This is a genomic window from Herbiconiux sp. A18JL235 (assembly GCF_040939305.1).
Lineage (GTDB): Bacteria > Actinomycetota > Actinomycetes > Actinomycetales > Microbacteriaceae > Herbiconiux.
In genome coordinates this window covers 2,594,058-2,613,191 of record NZ_CP162511.1, presented here as the reverse complement: position 1 = coordinate 2,613,191, position 19,134 = coordinate 2,594,058, and the positions used below count along the sequence as shown (strand labels likewise).

Sequence of the window (19,134 nt, the reverse complement as noted above, 5' to 3'; positions counted from 1 at the left end):
TATCGTGATCCCCGTGACCCGCACCGACGCATCCGCCGTCTCGATCGGTCTGTTCGGCCCGCTCAGCGTCTGGTCGGGTCAGGATGCCGTGGTGCTGCGAGGAGACATCCCCCGCGCCATCGTCGCCCGGCTCGCCCTCTCGGCGGGCGAGCCGGTGAGCGCCGACGAGCTCATCTCGGAGTTGTGGCCCGGCGACCGGGCGACGGCGCTGACCAACCTGCGCTCCCGCATCTCGCGCCTGCGCAGCGAGGGCTTCCCGGCCGCCATCCACGGCGATCGCCAGGGCTACCTGCTCGACCTCCCGGCCGAGGCGGTCGACGTGCTCCGCTTCCGGGCGCTGCTCGGCCGCGCGGCGGAGCACGGCAACGGTGCCGACGCGGCGGCCGAGGCGCTCGCCGCGGCCGAGGCGCTCGCCACCCACGAGCCGCTGCGCGGGCTCGACGGTTTCCCCTTCGTGCGGGCGCTCCGCGAGCGCGTTCTCGAAGAACGGCGCGGCGCCGTCGAGACCCTCGCCGAGCTGTGGCTCGAGCGCGGGGAGCACGCCCTCGCCGTGGGTCCGCTCACCGCGCTGGTGGCCCGGCATCCGCTCGACGAGAAGCCCACGCGGCTGCTCGCCACGGCGCTCGCCCGCTCCGGCCGCAGCTCCGAGGCGCTCGAGGCGATCGATGCCCTCGGCGACCGGCTCGCCGCGGGCCAGGGGCTCGACCTCCCGCCCCGCATGGCGGAGCTGCGGCTCGCCGTGGTGCGCCGCGACCCGGCGGTCGTGTCTGCGGGGCTGTCGGCGGTGGCGGTCGAACGCTCCGGCATCCCCATCCCGCTCACCCGCTTCATCGGCCGTGCGCGCGAACGCGCGGTGATCGCCGAGGCGCGCGCGGCATCACGGCTCGTCACGATCGTGGGAGCCGCAGGGGTGGGCAAGACGAGACTCGCCATCGAGGTGGCCCGACAGGCGACCTCGGCCATCGACGACGAGCAGGTGATGGTGGAGCTCACCGCCGCCGCCACGCCGGAGGATGTGGTGGCCGTCGTCGCCGACGCCGTGGGGGCGACCGAGCACGACGTCGCCGCGATCGCCACCCGTCTCGGCGGTCGCCGGGTGCTGCTCGTGCTCGACAACGCCGAGCACGTGCTGGGCGCCGTCGCGTCGCTCGCGGTGGCGCTGACCGCCCTCTGCCCGCAACTGCAGGTGCTCACCACCAGCCGGGAGTCGATGCGCATCCCCGGTGAGCGCGTGGTGAGGCTGGAGCCCCTGCTGGGAGAGGCGGAGCCCGACGCGGTGGAGCTCTTCCTCGAGCGGGCCGCCGATGCCGCGGGCTTCGCAGGAGGGCTGGGTGACGACGAGCTGTTCTCCCGGCCGCCCTCCGGCTCGGACGGCGACGAGGGGCACGGCCACCCGCTCGCCGGAGCCGCGCCAGACCGGCCCGCCGGAGCCGTCGGACGCATCTGCCGGGCCCTCGACGGCATCCCGCTCGCGCTCGAACTCGCCGCGTCGCGGCTCGACGTGCTGAGTCTCGGCGAGCTCGAGGACTCCCTGTTCGAACGCGCCCTCGAGCTCGTGGGCCCGGGAGACGCCGACGGGCGGCACGCGAGTCTCACCAGCTCCATCCGCTGGTCGTACCGGTTGCTCGACGCCGGCCAGCAGGCACTGCTGCAGCAGCTCGGGCGCTTCGCGGGCTCCTTCACCCTCGACGCCGTGCGCGGCGTCTGCGGCGAGGCCGCTGCGGAGGCCGCCCTCGACCTGGTGCAGAAATCGCTCGTCACTCCGACCGACGGCGAGGGCGGCGCACGCCGCTACCGCCTGCTCGAGTCGGTGCGTGCCTTCCTCCGCGAGGAGCCGGGTGGCGCGGAGGTGCCCGAGGAGTGGTGGCGCGGGCACAGCCTCTGGTTCGCGGGGCTCGCCGAGCGGCTGGGGCCACTGCTGCGCACCCCCGACGCCCGGTCGGCGCGGCTCGAGATCGAAGCCGCCTGGCCCGACCTGCAGCTCGCCCTGGCCACGGCGAACCGCGCCCTCGACCGTTCCACCGCGCTGCGCATCTGCGGGGCGCTGTCGCACCACTGGTTCCTCAAGGGCATGCTCGTCGACGGCCGCGCAGCGCTCGAGCGCGCGCTCGCCCTCCCCGGGGAGCGCGACCCCGTCGTCGACGCACCCGCGTACATCGGTGTGACGTTGCTGGCCTACCAGCTGGGCGACGCCCCGGCGGCCTTCGAGTACATCCGTCTCGCCTACGAGGCGGCGGAAGCGGCGGGCGACCGGGCCGTGCAGGCGCTCGCGCTGGCGCAGACCGCCTACGGCCGGTCGCTGTTCGGGGAGGCCGAGCTCGCCGAGCAGCTGATGGGCGCCGCGAGCGCCGCAGCCGTCGAGACCGCGCCCTGGGTGCGGAGCGAGGTCGCCATGTGCGAGGGGCAGATGCTGCGGGCCCTCGGCCGCTCGGAGGAGGCGCTCGCCGCGCTCGGGCTGTCGCACCGCCTGGCCTCCGAGGTGGGGCACGAGTGGATCAGGTCGTCCGCCGCCTATGTCGCGGGCAAGGTGCTCGTCGAGACCAAACGGCCGCGGGAGGCGGTGACCGTGCTCCGTGAGGGAGCCGCCGCCGCCTTCGCCGCCGGAGACGCCACCTCGGGCCTCGCCCTGCTGCACACCCTCGCGGGTGCCTGCGCCCTGGTCGAACGGCACGAGGAGGGCGCCCAGCTGCTCGGCGCCGTCGATCAGCTGGGCGAGCGCTACTCGTACAACCCGGTGACCGCCGAAGGAGACGACGCCAGGAAGCACCGCGATCTGGTGGCGGTGGGGCTCACGCCCGAGGAGTTCGCCCGGGCCGTGGCGGCAGGCCGGAGGCTCACCGTGCGGGAGACCCTGCGCGTGGCCTCGGCGCTGCCCTCCGCGCCGTTCGAGCTCTAGGATACGGACGAGCGGCGGGGGGCGCGGGTGACGGAGTGGATGATCGGGCTGTCGGGCGCGGCGGTCGCGCGGAACGGAGACGTCGTCGTGCCCGTGCGCGGTGGCATCCCGCGCGGCATCGTCGCTCGGCTCGCGCTCGACGCGGGGGAGCCGGTCTCGGCCGAGCTCCTCATCGCGGAGCTCTGGGCCGACCCGCCGGATGCCGTGCTGTCGAGCCTGCGAGCCCACATCTCCCGCCTGCGCGGGCGCGAGTGGGGTGAGGTGCTGCGCGGCAGCCGCGACGGGTACCTGCTCGACGTGCCGCGCGCATCCGTCGATCTGCTCGCCTACCGCGACGGCATCGCGCACGCGGCGAACCTGGCCCCGGCGGCCCGCGCGGAGGCGACCGCCGCCGCCGAGAGGTCGTGGCAGGGGGAGCCGTTCGCCGGCCTCGGCGAGCACCCCTTCGTGCAGAGGGTGCGCGACGAGCTGTGGGAGCTCAGGGCTGACGCCCTGCTCGAGCTCGCCCGCTGGCGCAGCGACCACGGCGAGCACGCCGTCGCCGCGCTGCTGGCCGACCAGATCGTGGGCCGCTTCCCCGACCGTGAAGAGCCGCTGCTCGTGCGGGCTCTGGCGCTCGCCCGGGCGGGGCGCACGAGCGACGCGCTCGCGGCCGTCGACGGGTTCCTGCGACGTGCCGACGAGCGGGGCGCGGTGGCACCGGGCGGTGTGCTCGAGCTGCGCCAGTCGATCGTGCGACACGACCCCGTCGTGCTCGCCGCCGGTGACGACCTCGAGGCCGGCGTCGAGCGCGTCGGCATTCCCATCCCGCTCACCCACTTCGTCGGCCGCGCCCGCGAGCTCGACCTCATCGCCCGTGGCCGGGCCGCCTCGCGCCTGGTGTCGCTCGTCGGCCCCGCGGGCGTCGGCAAGACGCGGCTGGCCATCGAGGCGGCACGGCGCACGCCGGGGTCGGTCGACGAGGTGCAGTGGCTGCTCGACCTCACCCTCGCCACCGACTCCGAGCAGGTGCTCCCGCTCCTGGCCACTGTGATCGGGGCGCCCCGCTACACCCTCGACTCCGTCGCTCAGGTGCTCACCGGCCGCCGGGCTCTGCTCGTCGTCGACAACGCCGAGCACGTGCTCGGCACCGTCGCCGCCCTCGTCGCCGAGCTGCTCGGTCGCTGCGAGGGGCTCTCCATCGTGGTGACCAGCCGCGAGTCGCTGCGCATGCCGGGGGAGCGCATCGTCGCGCTCGGACCGATGACGGGCGGAGATGCTCCGGATGCGGTGCAGCTGTTCCTGCACCGGGTCGCCGACACCCTCGGCGACGGTGCGCTCGATCCCGACGCCCTCGAGACGGTGACGAGCCTCTGCGAGGCGCTCGAGGGCATCCCCCTCGCGCTGGAGCTTGCGGCCTCGCGGCTCGACGTGCTCACCGTCGACGAGCTGCTGGAGTCGATCCGCACCGACCGGCGCATCCCGCTCACCGCGTCGGCCACGGGGCGCCACGGCAGCCTCGACAACGCCATCCGCTGGAGCCTGTCGCTGCTCGGCGACGACGAGCGCCGGCTGCTCGCCGAACTGTCGCTGTTCGGCGGGCAGTTCGGCCACGAGGCCGTGAGTGCGGTGTGCGACGTTGAGGACGCCCGCGTGCTGCTGCTCTCCCTTGTGCGCAAGTCGCTCGTGTCGGCGACCGTGCTCGAGGGCGGGGTGCGACGGTTCGTGCTGCTCGACTCGGTGCGCGCCGTCGCCCGGTCGATGCTCGACGAGCTCGGCGTCGACGTCGACGCCTGGTCGGTGCGGCACGGCGAATGGATGCTCGCCTTCGTCGAGCGCGACAGTCCGCTCCTCGTCACCGCAGGCGGCCAGACCGTCCGGGCGCGCTTCGACGTGTCGCGGCGAGACCTGCACCTGGCCTTCGGCAACGCGGTCGCCCGCGGCGACCGCTCCACCGCGGTGCGGCTGGTGGGGGCACAGGCCTGGTACTGGTACGAGCGCGGCATGGTGCCCTACGCACTCGGCAGCATCCGCACCGCGCTCGCCCTCGACGGGCCGGACGAGCCGCTCGCCGAGGCGCGAGCGGCCCACGCCGCGACGTTCATGAGCGCGATCGTCGAGACCGTGGGGCGCGTGTCGCAGTGGGTCGACGTGCTCGCGGCGGCGGCGGTGCGGGCCGACAGCCCCGCGTACCGCATGATCGCTGCCACGCAGCGCGCCTACCTCGACGCCGGGGCGGGCGACGCCGCCGAGGCCGAGCGGCAGCTCGCCGCGTCGTCGGCCGAGATCGCCGCGGCGCCGCCCGGGGCCGTTCCCGAGTGGCTCCTGGTGAACGAGCTGCACATCAGGGGAGACGCGCTGCGGGCGCTCGGCAAGCCCGCGCAGGCGCTGGCCTGCCTCGACGAGGCGCACGTGCGGGCGACGGCGCTCGGCCACGGGTGGGCCGTGCGCGGCACCGCGTACACCACGGGCAAGACGCTGCTCGAGGTGGGGCGCGCGGCCGAGGCGCTCGGGGTGCTGCTCTCGGCGGCGGCGACCTGCGTGCGGTCGGGCGACTGGCAGTCGGCCTGCGCCGCGGTGAACATCGCGGGCTGTGCGCTGACGGTGCTCGAGCGGCACCGCATCGCCGCCGAGGTGTTCGCGGCGCTCGACCAGGTCGGGCCCCGGCACGACTACGACCCCGTCGCCTCCGACGGCGGCTACGCCGTCGACTACCGCGCCCGCGCCCGTGCGGCGCTCAGCCCCGCGGAGTGGCAGGCCGCGGTCGCCACCGGCACCACCCGCTCCTTCGGCGACACCGTGCGCGCCGCAGCCTCCGCCGCGCGCTCCTGAGGGCCATCAACCCCTCGGCCTCAGCCGTGGCTGGTGGTGGTGTGCGGCGCGGGGAGCCGACCACCGAGCAGCTGCTCGAGCGTGACCGCGGTGAAGCCGCGGCCGAGCAGCCCGTCGACGATGGCCGGGGTCATACGGGCGGTGTTCTCGTGCACGTCATGGAGCAGCACGATCGCTCCTGGCCCCGGCTGCGCCACCGCCCGCGAGATCAGGGTCGCGTCGTCGGGGAGTTGCCAGTCGTTGGTGTCGACGGTCCAGAGGATGGCGGGGAGCTTCGTCTTATCGAGCACCCGCTTGTCCACGGCACCGTACGGCGGGCGGAAGGTCGTCGGGGCCGAGCCGGTGATGCCCGCGATCGCGGCACTCGTCCGCTCCAGCTGATCGCGGATCTCCTCGTCGGTGAGCTTCGTCAGATCGGGGTGGTTCCAGCTGTGGTTGCCGATCTCGTGACCCTCGTCGCGCATCCGTTTCAGGGTGTCGGGCCGCGACCCCACCCGGTACCCCTGCAGGAAGAAGGTGGCGGCGGCACGGCGGGCGTCGAGCTCGTCGAGCACCTGCTCGGTGAACTCGCCCGGCCCGTCGTCGTAGGTGAGCGCGACACAGGCGAACAGCCCGCAGTCGACCTGCTGCTGACCCCGTGTGGGCCCGGCGGGCAGCACGAGCGGTGCGCCGGAGGTGAGCACCGTCTGGATCTCCGCGCCCTGCGGGGTGAGCAGCGCCGCGACCTCGGCGGCGGGAACGGTCATCACGAGCGGGTCGGGGCGCGGCACCCGGGCGAGCCGGTCGAGTTCGGGCGTGGTGAAGTCGCTCGGCACGGTGATGCGCAGCGAGCCGTCGGCGGCGAAGGTGTGTGCCGCGAAGGTGGTGCGCAGCTGGTCGAGGGGGAACTCGTCGACGCTCTGGGTCATCTCGGGGCGCAGCGCGCCCGCGGCGATCTTCAGCGCCTCGACGAGGTCTTTCAGCAGGATGCGCAGGCCCTCGTCGCTGAGGAAGGTGTCGCTCGTCGTGATGAAGGCGCCCGAGGTCTGCACGTAGTAGACGGTGGTGTCGTCGGAGGTGACCTGGCCGTCGGTCGCGGTGATGATGCGGAGCGCCTCCACCAGGATGTCGCCCGCCGCCGCCCTCACCTCGCAGCTGACCGAGAGCACCGGGCCGCCGGTCTGCGGCGCGAGCCCGGGGTCGGCGAGCACCTCGGCCGCCGGCTTCGTCGACGAGCCGGGCAGGCAGCCGCGCATGTCGGCGCCGATGTCGGGAGCGTCGGCGGCGGGCCGGTAGGCGACGCCGGTGGCCGCGGCGTGCGCGGCGATCGCATCGGTCACCCTGCCGCGCAGCAGGGCGGTGAAGGCGTCGTTGCCGGGGATCTCGCCCCAACGCGCCGCCACCGGCGAGGCCGGGTCGGCGTTGTAGAGCAGCCGCACGTCGAGACCGGGGGCCGAGGGGGCGGCCGCGGCGGGATCGGCCGGCGCGTCTCCGCCCGCGGCCGCGGGGTCGCCGAGCGAGACGGCGGGAACCGCTGCCGGCGGTGGGCTCCAGGCGGGGGCGGGCGGGATGCTCGCGCACCCGGCGAGAAGCGCCGCCACGACGGCGAGGGCGGTGGCACCCACGGCCCGGCGCAGGCGCGGCCTCATCGGAGGGCTCCCGCCGCAGACGGGGAGGGGGATGCGGTGGGGTGGCCTGGCGGGCCGAAGGTCACCGAGCCGAGCAGCTGCGCCGTCACCGTGCGATAGTCCGCCGCGGTGGCCGTGGGCGTCGACGCGACGAGGGTGAGCAGCACGGCGCGGTTCGGGTCGTCGGCCGGGGCGGAGACGGATGCGACGGTCACCGTGTCGTCGCCCCGCACGACGTCGGCGTAGCGCACCACGGCACCGCTGCTCAGGGTCTCCTCGCTCCAGACGAGGCCGTCGGGAGCGTCGGGGCTGTCGGGTGCGGCGGAGCCGCCGGGGCCGTCGGAGCCGCCGGGCGACGAGGTGGCCGTCGCCGTGGCCTCCCCGAACCCGAGCGAGTCGAGCAGCGCTGTCGCGTCGAAGCCGTCGGGGCCGGCGAGCCCGAAGCGCGCACGGTACGCGTCGTCGGGGCTCACCAGGGTGGCGGTCGCCGTGGGCAGGAACGGCCCCACGCCGATCGAGAGCCACCCGGGGTCGACGACGACCGAGGCGGAGCCGTCGTCGTCGAAGACGGTGACCGTGGTGGTGGCCTCGAGGCGTTCGCGCGGCGTCTCGGCGAGCACGGGAGGGAGCCACCAGAGCGCGACCGCGATCCCGGCGGCGAGCACGACGACCACGGCTAGGGAGACGATGACGGCGACGCGGGCGCGTCGGCGCGGTCGTCGTCGCCGGCCGTCGAGGAGGTCGCGGGTCGTCATGGCTGCTCTCGGGTGGTGGGCGGATCGCGATCAGGATAGGCGACGGCAGTCGATCACGTGCGGCGCGGCACGGGGAACTCCCCGAACTGGGGGTGGCCGCAGCCGCCTACGGCGACCACCCCGCTGCCACCATGGGACGGCGCCCCTACCGCCCCGTGACGAGGTCTCCATGCGACACAGCACCCGCACCACCCTGCGCCGCGCCCGCGGACCGCTCGGCGCCGTAACCGCGGCAGCACTGCTCGTCGCCCTCGTCGGATGCTCGGTGCCGCCCGAGGACGTCGCCGCATCCCCCGCGGCGGCGACCGCCGCGGGGTCGACCCCGACGGCTGCGTCTCCGACACCGCCGGCCTCCCTCGCGACTCAGGCACCGGTCGTCGTGGAGGAACTCGGCAAAGGCGGGCAGGACGCCGCCGTCGACGTCGAGGTCACCGGCCCGGTGCAGGTGGCCTACCGCCGCATCACGATCGAACCCGGTGCCGGCACCGGCCTCCACTGCCACGACGGACAGCTCGTCGCCGTGGTGGAGCAGGGCACGCTCACGCACTACGCGCCCGTCTATCCCGGCGGCGTGCACGAGTACCTCGCCGGCGACTCGATCGTCGAAGGCGCGCACTACGTGCACGAGGGCAAGAACGAGGGCACCGAAGACGTCGTGCTGCTCGTCACCTACGTGATCGCCGAGGGGAGCCCGCTCGCCGAGACCGACCTCAGCCACTGCGACCCGCAATGAGTCGTCCGAAAGGATGAGTTCTGCTCGAAAACATGTGGCACGAACGCACTATGTCTATAAAGTGAGTGCACGGCAGGTTCGTGGGGACGATCGACCAAGAGAGGCTCCTCCATGCCCCGTTCGCTCCACCGCCCCTCACGCCGCACGCTCCTCGCCGGTGCTGCACTCGTCGCACTGACCGGAGGCGTGCTCATCGCGACACCCGCCGCCGCGGCCCCACCCGGCCAGTCCGCCGATTCCGCCCAGCCGGCGCCGAGCATCCATGACCCTGTCGCCCTCCTCGAGGCGCTGGCACCCGAGCTGCTCGACGAGACCCTCCCGCCGCTCGATGCTGTGGGTCGTGCAGAGCTCGCTCGGCAGACCGGGGCGACGCCGTTCGAGCTGCGGCTCCCCGCCGAGGCCGGCGAGGCGCTGCACCTGGCTCCCGCCGAGACCGAAGGCGCCGGGCTCCCCGTGTCGATCGCCGTGAACGGCGCCCGCGGCGCCGCCCGCGAGGCTCAGGGCATCAGCTGGTTCGACGGAGCCGACGACGCCTCGGCCGCCTACCTCCAGCCCGTGCGCGATGGAGTGCGCCTGCTCACGGCGCTCGCCGACGCCTCGGCCGGCGAGCAGAGCTCCTACGACTTCGCGCTCCCCGAGGGCAGCTACCCCACGGTGCTGCCGACGGGCGACACCCTCCTCTCCGATGCCTCGCACCACTACATCGGCACCCTCGCCGCGCCCTGGGCGCGCGACGCCTCGGGCCGCTCGCTGCCCACCACGTACTCGTGGAGCGGCAGCACGCTCACCCAGCACGTCGAGCTCGAGGGCGCCCGGTTCCCGGTGCTGCTCGACCCGCTGTGGCTCTACAGCTACGACTATTCCACCAGCAGCACCGGATGGTCGGTCAACCACCCGAAGGCCAGCGAGAACGCGGTCTCGCGACTGCTGCACGGGTGCTTCAACTGCTACTTCCCCATCTTCGGAGCGCCCCGCTCCTACCCGGTCGACGGCGAGATCCTGCCGCTCAGCGTGACGCCGTTCACCTGGACGGCGACGGCGGCTCCGGTCAAGGCGCAGACGGCGAACGGGGGAGCCCTCCAGTTCCTCGCGCTCGACGGGCACTTCGACGGAGCGGGCTCGCTCATCACCTTCTCCTGGTACAACGACCCGAGCGGCTACCTGCACCTCTACGTGCACGCGATGGTGCGCAAAGACAACGGGCCCGCCATCAACCTCATCAACTCGCGCGCTGCGGGGGCGAACTGGCTGCTCTACTGGAAGCGCGTCGCCGACAGCGCCACCGGATCGGGCGGAGGCGGCGGCGTATGACCACCGGGTCGGGGCGGAGGGCGGCTCGGCCCCGCCCTCCGCTCTCGACCGCGGTGCTCGCTCTTCCCGCCGGGGGTCTGCTCGCCGCCCGTCTCGGCGTCGGTGCAGCTCTCCTCGCCTTCCTCCCCGACACCGTGCTCCAGCCCTCACCGCTCGGCGGAACGGGGTCGCCCGAGATCCTGCTCTACGCGGTGTTCTGGGCATCGGCGGCGGGCGCTGCTCTCGGGGTGGCCCTCGGCACCGTGCTCGCCGTCGTCACCGTCGTTCTGTGGACGCTGCGGGCACCCTCGGTGATCGTCGCCGGAGCGGGGGGAGCAGCGGTGGCCGCAGTCCTGTTCGCGGCCGTGCTGCTCGTGAGCCCCGACCCGCAATCGCTCGGCGCAGCGGCCCTCGGCTCCCTCTCGGGCGCAGGCGGTGCCGTGCTGCTCGCCTGGGCGGGCGACCGACGCGCCCGGTCGCTCGACCCGTAACACCACCGACACACGCGGGCAGGTAACGTCTCCGTATGGACGACCGCGCCGATGACGACACGATCGCGGCTCGACTCGGCGAGCTGCTGGGCTCCACCGTGCGGGCGCTTCAGGAGACGGGCGCCCGCACGGAGGCGCTCGCCTCGTATGAGACCCGCCGCCCCATCCTCGGTGTACGACGGGCACCGGTGATGGTGCCGGTCGAACGGGTCTGGCGGCTCGGCGTGCTGCTCCTCGATGCCGAGGGGCGATTGTTCACCACCGGTTCGGTCACGAGGGCCGTCGACCCTGGACGGGTGACCAACCAGAACCCGCGCGCCGAGCAGCGCCGCGACTACCGCAGGGCGGCCTTCCAGGGCAAGTTCGACCGCGGCGACACCGTCAACTGGGATGCACGGGAGGTCGACCTCGACCCGACGGCGCTGCGCCGCGGCGACGGCGCCGTGGTGGCGCGGGGTGGCGAGCTCCTGGTGCGCTGGAACGCCACCGCCGGCTCCGACGCCCTCGCCCCGCTCGCCCCCTACCTCGCCGAGCGCGCCGCGCTCCTCACCGCGCCCCCACCCTGACCCGACCGCAGAGGATCCCATGGCAGCCCCACTCCCCAGCACCGTCGTCCCGTTCTCCGATTCGACACCGGCGGTTCACGTTCCGGCCGCATCCGGAACCTACTCTCCGACGATGTACCACCGCACGACCGGCAGCATCGGTCACCGAGACCGAGGAGCCCGCACATGATCGAACGCGTCGACCCGTTCATCGGCACCGACGTCACGGCGCTTCCGCCGCAGTCGGGTCTCGCGGCGACCTGGTGGTGGCCGAAGCCGCAGATCGGCAACACCCACCCCGGGGCCACCTTCCCGCTCGGCATGGTCTCGGCCTGCGCCTACTCGGGCGCCTACCCCACGGGGTACGGGCGGTACGACCTCAGCCTCGAGGGCATCCCCGACACCATCCACGACACCAACCTCGCCAGCGGCTTCTCGCACTTCCAGCAGTCGGGCACCGGCGCCATCCGCAAGTACTACAACTACTTCAGGGTCACCCCGATGATCGAGCCGCTCGACGTGCTCGGCCGCAGCTGGGAGATCGTCGACGAGGATGCGTCGCCCGGTTACTACACCGCCACCCTCGACTCCGGCGTGACCGCCGAGATCACCGTCGGCCCCAAGAGTGCGGTGCATCGCTACACCTTCCCGCGCCACTCCAACGCCCGCGTGGTCATCGACTTCTCGCTCGGCGGACTCGCCATCCCCTACGGTTCCACCATCCCGCTGCGCGCCCACCTCGAGACCATCGAGCCGGGCGTGGCGAGTGGGGTCGTGGTGGCCGAGGGGGCGCCCATCGCGGTGCACATCGAGGCCGACACCCCGCAGTGGCGGCAGATGCTCTGGTACGACCGCCGGCTCATGCCGGGCGGCACGAGGCTCGACTTCGATCACATCAGGCCGACGACCCTGCGCAACTTCGGCCTCATGTGGGCCGGGCCGAGCGAACCGGGCCAGACCATCGAGCTACGCATCGGCTTCTCCTTCCGCGGGGTCGAGCAGGCGGAGCGGAACCTCCGCCACGACTGCGGCCCCGGCCCCGCGCGCTTCGAGGCCAGGCGGGAGCGCACCCAGAAGACCTGGCGCAAGCAGCTGAAGGCGATCACGGTCGACACGCCGAGCCGCGCCCGCAAGACCGTCTTCGCCACGGCCCTCTACCACTCGCTCATCAAGCCGAGCTTCGCCCCGTCGGAGAGCCCGTTCTGGCCGGCCGACGGCCCGTTCGCCTTCGACATCTCGACGATGTGGGACATCTACCGCACCCAGCTGCCGCTGCTGACCGCACTGCAGCCGGAGAAGGCGGTCGAGCTCGCGAACGCCCTGCTCACCATCTGCGAGGAGGAGGGCAACTTCCCCATCGGCTACCGCTTGGCGCGGGGCGGCGACCGCTTCTCCCGGCAGGGCAGCGCCCTCGCCCACACCTTGCTCGCCGATCTCTGCCAGCTCGGCGTGCCCGGAATCGACTGGGACTGGGCGCTCGTGCACATGAGCGACGACCTGCGCCGCACCTACGGCGAGGAGTACCTGCTGCGGGGGGAGGCGCATCCGATCTCGCACACCCTCGACATCGCTTTCGGCTACTGGTGCACCGCCAAGGTCGCCCGGCACGTGGGCGACAAGGCGCTCGCCGCCCAGTTCGAGGCATTGGCGGAACGTTGGGTCAACGCCTACGACCCCGAGTCAGGGCTCTTGAAAGACTCCACCTACTACGAGGGCAGCCGCTACAACTACTCGTTCCGCCTGCAGCACGACATGGAGGGGCGCATCGCCGTGAGCGGCGGTCGCGAGCGCTTCATCGAGCAGCTCGACGCCTTCTTCGGGTACGGCGCCGAGCCGGTGGTGCAGCCGGGCTTGAAGCCCGGTGCAGACGAGTTGCTCGCCGGGTACAGGCTCGGTCGCTTCGAGGGACTGAACAACGAGCCCGACATGGATGCGCCCTGGGCCTACCACTACGCCGGCCGCCCCGATCGCACTGCTGAGATCGTTCACGACATCGTGCACCAGCAGTTCGGCACGGGGCGCGGTGGGCTGCCCGGCAACGACGACTCGGGCGGGCTCAGCTCGTGGTACGTCTGGGCGTCGCTCGGGCTCTTCCCGGTGGCCGGCCAGAACATCCTGCTCGTGAACGCCCCTTCGTTCCGCGAGGCCACCGTCGCCGTCGGCGAGGGCGAGTTCACCATCCGCACCGAGGGCTTCGTCGAGCCCGAGGCCGGTGGACCCGTGCAGTACGTGCAGTCGGCGCTCCTCAACGGGACACCGCTGCACCGCACCTGGTTGAGCGGTGAGGAGTTCCACTCCGGTGGCTCGCTCGTCGTGCGACTCGGCCCGCGGCCGAGCTCGTGGGGCACCACCGACGTGCCTCCGTCGAGCCGGCCCGCCGACGAGGCGCCGCACGGGTCCCGCGGTGCCGGCACCGGCTCGGGCACGGGCACCGCGCATGCAGAGCCCGTCGCCCCGGTGGGTGCGCGGGGAGCCGCCGGCGCCACCGCCCACGACACCGTGCTCGAGTCGGTGACCGGCCCCATCGACACCGACTCGCGCGAACAGGCGCATCTGCACGCCCCTCACGGCGTCATCGACACGGGTGCCGAGCCCGATGCCGACGACTCTCCGCACGCCGACCACCCGACCATCGTCACCGATGCGGCGGCCCCGACCCGTGCCCTCCCCGAACCGGACCAGACAGGAGACACCCCATGACCGAGATCAGGAATCGCCTGGTGATCATCGTCCGCGCCGATCCGGTGATCTGCGGGCACTCGGTCGAGGGGCGCAACCTCGCCGAGACAGCGCTCACCCGTGGCTTCGACGAGGTGCGCATCGTCACCTGGCCGATCGAACGGCTCGCGGCCGCCGGCCTCCCGCTGAAGCCCCTCGACACGGTGCTTCCCTACAGCCCCGGCATCATCGTCGAGCGGCCCGCCCCGGTCGGCGACTACAAGGTTCCCGACGGCCGCTACCTCGCCGGGATCACCGGGCGCCTGGTGGAGCTGTTCACCGACGGCGTGCCCACCGTGGCGCTCTCGCTCTACCTCAGCCCGCACACCATCGCCGTCGCCGACGCCGTGCGCGCGGCGTGGGGCACCGGTCTGCCGGTGAACGTCACGACCATCGCCGAGGCGGTCGGCTCCGACGTCACGAACGTGGTGCGCACCGCCGTGGAGGAGGGGCGGCTCGGGGCCGCAGCGCACATCCTCTCGTCGTACCTCTCGCAAGATCACTGCGTCGCCGTGTCGGAGTACACCCGTGACCTCATCATCGAAGAGGCTCAGCGCGTCGACGAGCAGCACGGAACCCGGTTCGCCGAGCAGTGCCGCGACCGCATCGTCGTCTCCTACCCGGCGATCGACGCCGCCCAGTACCTCGACCTCGACCCGGTGGCCAAGGCCGCCGAGCTCGACTCGCGCGGGCTCGTCGACGACGGCTACCTGTTCTTCCTCTCCCGGCTGACGGATGCGAAGGGCGTCGACGACCTCATCGCCGGCTTCGAGCGCAGCGAGGTGGCACGCACGACCGAGATGCCTCTCGTCATCGCGGGCCGGGGGCCCCAGGCCGAAGCGCTCGAGGAACTGGCGGCGGCCTCACCGCTGGCGCATCGCATCCGTTTCCTCGACGATGTCGGCGACGCGGAGAAGCCCTACCTCATGGCCGGCTGCGCGGCCTTCGTGCTGCCGTCGAAACCGCGGCCGGAGTTCGTGGAGACCTTCGGCATCGCCCTCGCCGAGAAGATGCTCGCCGGCGGCGGGCCGGTGATCACGACGCTCACCGGGGGCATCGGGGAGGCCATCGGCGACCACGCCATCGTGGTGCCGGTGAACGATCCCGACGCGATCGCCGCGGCGATCGACCGGGCCGTGCTGCACACCTCGGCCGACGAGCGCCGCGAGTGGGCCGACGAGGCGCGCGCCTACGCCCTCCAGTTCGACCGGCATGCCGTCTTCGACAAGCTGTTCGACCGCTTCCCCCGCGTCGAGACGGAGGGTGTTCCCGCCTAGGGCGTGTCTCTCAACCCGGCGCGAGGGGGTACGGTGGCGGCATGCTTCCGACGAGTGCAGCCGACCGTCATCGTGCCGTGGCGGGCCGGTTCGCCGAGCTCGCCGCGGCGGTCTCCGCCGAGGGGTGGGATGCTCCGGCACCCGTCGAGGGATGGGCGGCCCGCGACGTGGTGCGTCACCTCGTCACCTGGCTCCCGGCCTTCGTCGCGGGCGGCAGCGACCTCGTGCTCCCGCCCGCACCGTCGTCCGACGACGACCCGGCGGAGGCCTGGCGGGTTCACGCGGGCCACGTGCAGGCCGTGCTCGACGACCCCGGCGCATCCGCCGCCCCGTTCAGCAACCCGCACATCGGCGAGCTGCAGCTCAGCGAGGCGATCGACCGCTTCTACGTCACCGACGTCTTCCTGCACAGCTGGGACCTCGCGACAGCCACCGGGCAGCCCGCCCGCCTCGACCCCGAGGTCTGCAGCGAGCTGCTGGCCGGCATGGAGCCGCTCGATGAGATGCTCCGGGCCTCCGGCCAGTACGGGCCGAGGGTCGCGGTGGGCGCCGACGCCGACCCCGAGTCGAAGCTGATGGCGTTCATCGGCCGCGATCCGGCGCTGGCGACCCCGCCGCGCTGACCCCGCTTACGCGGTCTCGGCGGCGGCGCCCGCGGCGGCGGCCTCCGGAGGCGCCGGCGCCCCGCCCTCGGCCTGCACGACGGTGGTGGCCAACGGGATCTCCTTCACGAAGCACAGCAGCAGCGTGGCCACGAGCATGAGCGGCACGAGGTAGAGGTACACCGGGCTGAGCGCCGTGGAGTAGGCGTCGACGATGAAGGAGTGCAGCTCGGGCGGCAGCGCGTTGATCGCCGCCGGGGTGAGCGCGTTGGTGTCGGTGGGGAGGGCCGAGGCGCCCGCGCCGAGCGACCCGGCCGAGGAGGTGAGCTGTTCGGTGAGCCGCGCGACGAAGAGCGACCCGACGATGGCCGAGCCGAGCGAGGCGCCGATCTCGCGGAAGAAGTTGTTGCCCGCGGTCGCCGTGCCCACCATGCTGTGCGGCACCGAGTTCTGCACCACGAGCACGAGCACCTGCATGGCGAGGCCGAGGCCGAGGCCGAGCACGGTGAGGTAGACGAGGATGACGGGAAGCGGGGTCTCGGCGTTCATCGTGGAGAACAGCACCAGAGCGCCGGCCACGAGCAACGACCCGACGATGGGCATCCACTTGTAGCGCCCGGTCTTCGACACCAGGAAGCCGCCGCCGATCGCCGTGACGAGCAGGCCGCCGAGCATCGGCAGCAGCATGAAGCCCGACACCGTGGCGTTCACGCTGTTCACGATCTGCAGGAAGGTGGGCATGTAGCCGATGGCGCCGAACATCGCGATGCCGATGGCGAGACCGGCGAGGGTGGTGAGCGTGAAGTTGCGGTTGGCGAAGAGCGAGAGCGGGATGACCGGCTCGGCGCTCCGGCGCTCCACCAGCACGAAGGCGATGGCGGCGAGCACGGTGACGACGATCATGCCGATGATGACGGGGGAGTCCCAGTCGTACTCCGTGCCGCCCCACGAGGCGGTGAGCACGAGACCGGAGGCGGCGACGGCGAGGGTGATCATGCCGGCCACGTCGATGACGGGCTTCGGAGCATCCGGGAACTTCGGCAGCTTGATGAGCATGACGGCGAGCACGATCGCGGCGATGCCGAGCGGCACATTGATCCAGAACGCCAGGCGCCAGCTGAGCACGTCGGTGAACAGACCGCCGAGCAGCGGACCCGCCACGGAGGAGAGCCCGAACACCGCGCCGATGAAGCCCATGTACTTGCCGCGGTCGCGGGCGGGGATGACGTCGGCGATGATCGCCTGCGACAGGATCATCAGGCCGCCGCCGCCGAGGCCCTGCACGGCCCGGCCGGCGATGAGCCACTCCATCGAGTTCGCGAAGCCGCCGAGCACGGAGCCGAGCACGAAGACCGACAGCGCCAGCACGAACAGCGACTTGCGCCCCACCAGGTCGCCGAGCTTGCCGTAGACCGGCATGACGACCGTCGAGGCGAGGATGTACGCCGTGGCCACCCAGAGCATGTGGTTCACTCCGTCGAGCTCGCCCACGATGGTGGGCAGTGCCGTGCCGAGGATGGTCTGGTCGAGCGCCGAGAGCAGCATCGCCACCATCAGGGCACCGAAGATGAGGTTCACCCGGCGCTTCGTGAGCACGTGAGGCTGGGCGGATGCGCGGGTGGGCTCGGCGGGCGGCTCACCGGTGCGGGTCGTCGGGTCGGTCGTCATGTCAGGTCTCCTGGGCGGTCACCGCGAGCAGGAGCTCGCGGGCGTCGTCGATGTGATGGGTGAGAGGTCGCAGGTGGCCGCCTTCACGGCTCCAGTTGTGGGCGGCGAGCCGGAGCACGGCCCCCGAGAAGATGACGATCGCCCAGGCCTGCTCCTCGCGCTCGTCGGCGGGTACGCGACCCTCCTCGGCGAGCAGGCGCTGGATCTGTTCGGCGAAGTCGGTCTCGATCGCACCGAGCGACTGGAACTCCTTCGCCAGCAGCTGCGGGTTGGCCTGGGCCAGCTCGCGCTTCTTCAGTTGCAGGGCCGGGTCTCCGACGTCGAAGCCGGCGAGCTGCTCGCGCACGGCGTCGAGCACCACCGTGCGCAGCGACAGGCCGGGCCGCCAGACGAGCTCTCGCAGGGAGGGCGGAGGGAAGGCGCGCGAGGTACCGAGCACCGCATCCTCTTTGCTGGCGTAGTAGTTGAAGAAGGTGCGACTCGTCACGTCGGCACGGGCGCTGATTGCCTCGACGGTGGTCTCGGCCAGGCCCAGCTCGGCGGCCAGCTCGACCGCCGCGGCCTCGATGGCCCGCGCGGTCTCGCGCTTCTTGCGCTCGCGCAGGCCCGGTTCGGAGGTCACGGTGAAAATATTTGCACAGAGAGAAACTTTTCGCAATGCGAAAAGTTAGCTCGGCATCAGGTCACCGAGGAATGAGCCGGCGATTTCGGCTCGTCGAGCGGCACGAGCCCGGTGGTCGTGCCCGCGATGGTGGCGAGGTTCTCGATCCATTCGCGGTTGAGCGCCGGTTCGCGACTGCCGCGGAAGTGGAATTGCAGCGGTATCGACGGGTCGAGCCAGAGCGAGATGCGCCCGCCCCCGCTGTCGCGGTGCACCTCCCAGCTGAGGGTGAACGACTCCCGGCGCCTGAACTTCGTGACGATGACCACCCTGAGGTGCGCCAACAATCTGTCGTCGAACTCGAACTCCGAACCGTGCGGGCCGTAGATCAGCGTTCCCACAGGCATGCCTCCCTCGCGATGTCTTACCGGATGATACTGAATCGGTCCCTCGGACCGCGGGCGATTATCCTGAAGCAGACGGAAAGGTGGGTGTGATGGCGCGCAAGCGTGGAGGCGGTCCGCGGTGGATCGCCACCGGGAAGCCGATCGCCACCCCTCCTCCGGTTCCTCGCGAGGAGATCGACGCAGCCATCGCCGACGGCCTGCTCATCGCCCGCTTCTCGGCGGTGCTCGCGTTGAAGAACCGGCTCATCGTCTCGGCCCTCCGCGACGACCTGCCGTTCGACCGCGATGAGGCGGCCCGCGCCTACTCCGAGGTGGCGGGCGAGTTGGCCGAGGAGCAGGAGCGCAACGCCGAGCACGCGAGCGAGCTCATCCAGCAGGTCATGAGCGATCCCGGCGTGGCCCGTCACGAGCACGACTACAAGTCGCGCGACGTCGAGTTGCTGGTCGCCCGGCGTGCGGTCTACTCCGAGGTCGCCCGGCGGCTCCGCAGCGACGCGCTCGAGCCCGAGATCGTGGCCGAGGTGGTGGAGGAGGCCCGCACCCGCGCCTGGGACGAGATATCCCGCGAGCTCACCGCCCGCCTCGACGACACCCGCCGCGTCGAGGGGCTGGCGCGAGACGACGACTACGCTCGCGACCGCGTCGAACGCATGCGCCTGCTGCAGGAGCTCGACCTCCACGATCTCGCCGAGGGCCGTCGCCGTCAGGCACGCCGTCGCTCCTCGCGCTAGCG

At 72.6% G+C, this 19,134-nt stretch carries 15 protein-coding genes; 10 read left to right on the top strand and 5 right to left on the bottom strand.

The genetic code is table 11. From position 1 onward, the window contains the following. The first annotated feature begins 13 nt into the window (after positions 1-13). Positions 14-2,896 (top strand): BTAD domain-containing putative transcriptional regulator, encoded by a 2,883-nt coding sequence (locus tag ABFY20_RS12195; protein WP_368496517.1) that lies wholly within the window; start codon positions 14-16, stop codon positions 2,894-2,896. Between the two features lie 27 nt (positions 2,897-2,923). Beyond that, positions 2,924-5,707 carry a BTAD domain-containing putative transcriptional regulator gene (locus ABFY20_RS12190; RefSeq protein ID WP_368496516.1) on the top strand — a complete coding sequence of 928 codons (2,784 nt, stop codon included), beginning with the start codon at positions 2,924-2,926 and terminating at the stop codon, positions 5,705-5,707. Between the two features lie 20 nt (positions 5,708-5,727). Here the strand turns inward: ABFY20_RS12190 and ABFY20_RS12185 are convergent, their stop codons facing one another. Together ABFY20_RS12185 and ABFY20_RS12180 are read right to left on the bottom strand one after the other, a co-directional pair. Further along, a complete protein-coding gene (locus ABFY20_RS12185) occupies positions 5,728-7,335 on the bottom strand; it encodes a polysaccharide deacetylase family protein (protein WP_368496515.1) in 1,608 nt (535 codons plus the stop codon). Next, a complete protein-coding gene (locus ABFY20_RS12180; RefSeq protein WP_368496514.1) occupies positions 7,332-8,069 on the bottom strand; it encodes a hypothetical protein in 738 nt (245 codons plus the stop codon). Before ABFY20_RS12180 ends, ABFY20_RS12185 begins: the two co-directional genes overlap by 4 nt. A gap of 169 nt (positions 8,070-8,238) precedes the next feature. Here ABFY20_RS12180 and ABFY20_RS12175 point away from each other — a divergent pair, with 169 nt between their 5' ends. From ABFY20_RS12175 to ABFY20_RS12145, 7 genes are all read left to right on the top strand, one after another. After that, a complete protein-coding gene (locus ABFY20_RS12175) occupies positions 8,239-8,802 on the top strand; it encodes a cupin domain-containing protein (RefSeq protein ID WP_368496513.1) in 564 nt (187 codons plus the stop codon). Between the two features lie 111 nt (positions 8,803-8,913). Continuing rightward, positions 8,914-10,113, top strand: coding sequence for a hypothetical protein (locus ABFY20_RS12170; RefSeq protein WP_368496512.1), 1,200 nt, complete (start codon positions 8,914-8,916; stop codon positions 10,111-10,113). Beyond that, positions 10,110-10,583, top strand: coding sequence for a hypothetical protein (locus ABFY20_RS12165; protein WP_368496511.1), 474 nt, complete (start codon positions 10,110-10,112; stop codon positions 10,581-10,583). Before ABFY20_RS12170 ends, ABFY20_RS12165 begins: the two co-directional genes overlap by 4 nt. A 35-nt stretch (positions 10,584-10,618) precedes the next feature. Beyond that, positions 10,619-11,149 carry a hypothetical protein gene (locus tag ABFY20_RS12160; protein ID WP_368496510.1) on the top strand — a complete coding sequence of 177 codons (531 nt, stop codon included), beginning with the start codon at positions 10,619-10,621 and terminating at the stop codon, positions 11,147-11,149. Positions 11,150-11,314: 165 nt separating this feature from the next. Then, positions 11,315-13,828: a GH92 family glycosyl hydrolase gene (locus ABFY20_RS12155; RefSeq protein WP_368496509.1), complete on the top strand. Its 2,514-nt coding sequence runs from the start codon at positions 11,315-11,317 to the stop codon at positions 13,826-13,828. Next, entirely contained in the window at positions 13,825-15,123 is a 1,299-nt protein-coding gene (locus ABFY20_RS12150; protein ID WP_368496508.1) for a glycosyltransferase, read from the top strand. Before ABFY20_RS12155 ends, ABFY20_RS12150 begins: the two co-directional genes overlap by 4 nt. A 41-nt stretch (positions 15,124-15,164) precedes the next feature. Further along, entirely contained in the window at positions 15,165-15,746 is a 582-nt protein-coding gene (locus tag ABFY20_RS12145; protein WP_368496507.1) for a TIGR03086 family metal-binding protein, read from the top strand. Between the two features lie 6 nt (positions 15,747-15,752). Here ABFY20_RS12145 and ABFY20_RS12140 read toward each other — a convergent pair whose 3' ends face one another. The 3 genes from ABFY20_RS12140 to ABFY20_RS12130 are packed head-to-tail and all read right to left on the bottom strand — an operon-like array spanning position 15,753 to position 18,395. Then, positions 15,753-17,393 (bottom strand): MDR family MFS transporter, encoded by a 1,641-nt coding sequence (locus ABFY20_RS12140; RefSeq protein ID WP_368496506.1) that lies wholly within the window; start codon positions 17,391-17,393, stop codon positions 15,753-15,755. Between the two features lies 1 nt (position 17,394). Then, positions 17,395-18,015, bottom strand: a complete 621-nt coding sequence (locus ABFY20_RS12135; RefSeq protein WP_368496505.1) for a TetR/AcrR family transcriptional regulator — start codon at positions 18,013-18,015, stop codon at positions 17,395-17,397. Positions 18,016-18,071: 56 nt separating this feature from the next. Next, positions 18,072-18,395 carry an ATP-dependent DNA ligase gene (locus ABFY20_RS12130; protein ID WP_368496504.1) on the bottom strand — a complete coding sequence of 108 codons (324 nt, stop codon included), beginning with the start codon at positions 18,393-18,395 and terminating at the stop codon, positions 18,072-18,074. A gap of 95 nt (positions 18,396-18,490) precedes the next feature. On the opposite strand from ABFY20_RS12130, the gene ABFY20_RS12125 reads away from it, so the two are divergent. Beyond that, complete coding sequence (locus tag ABFY20_RS12125; protein ID WP_368496503.1) at positions 18,491-19,132, top strand: hypothetical protein; 642 nt, start codon at positions 18,491-18,493, stop codon at positions 19,130-19,132. Positions 19,133-19,134: the final 2 nt, after the last annotated feature.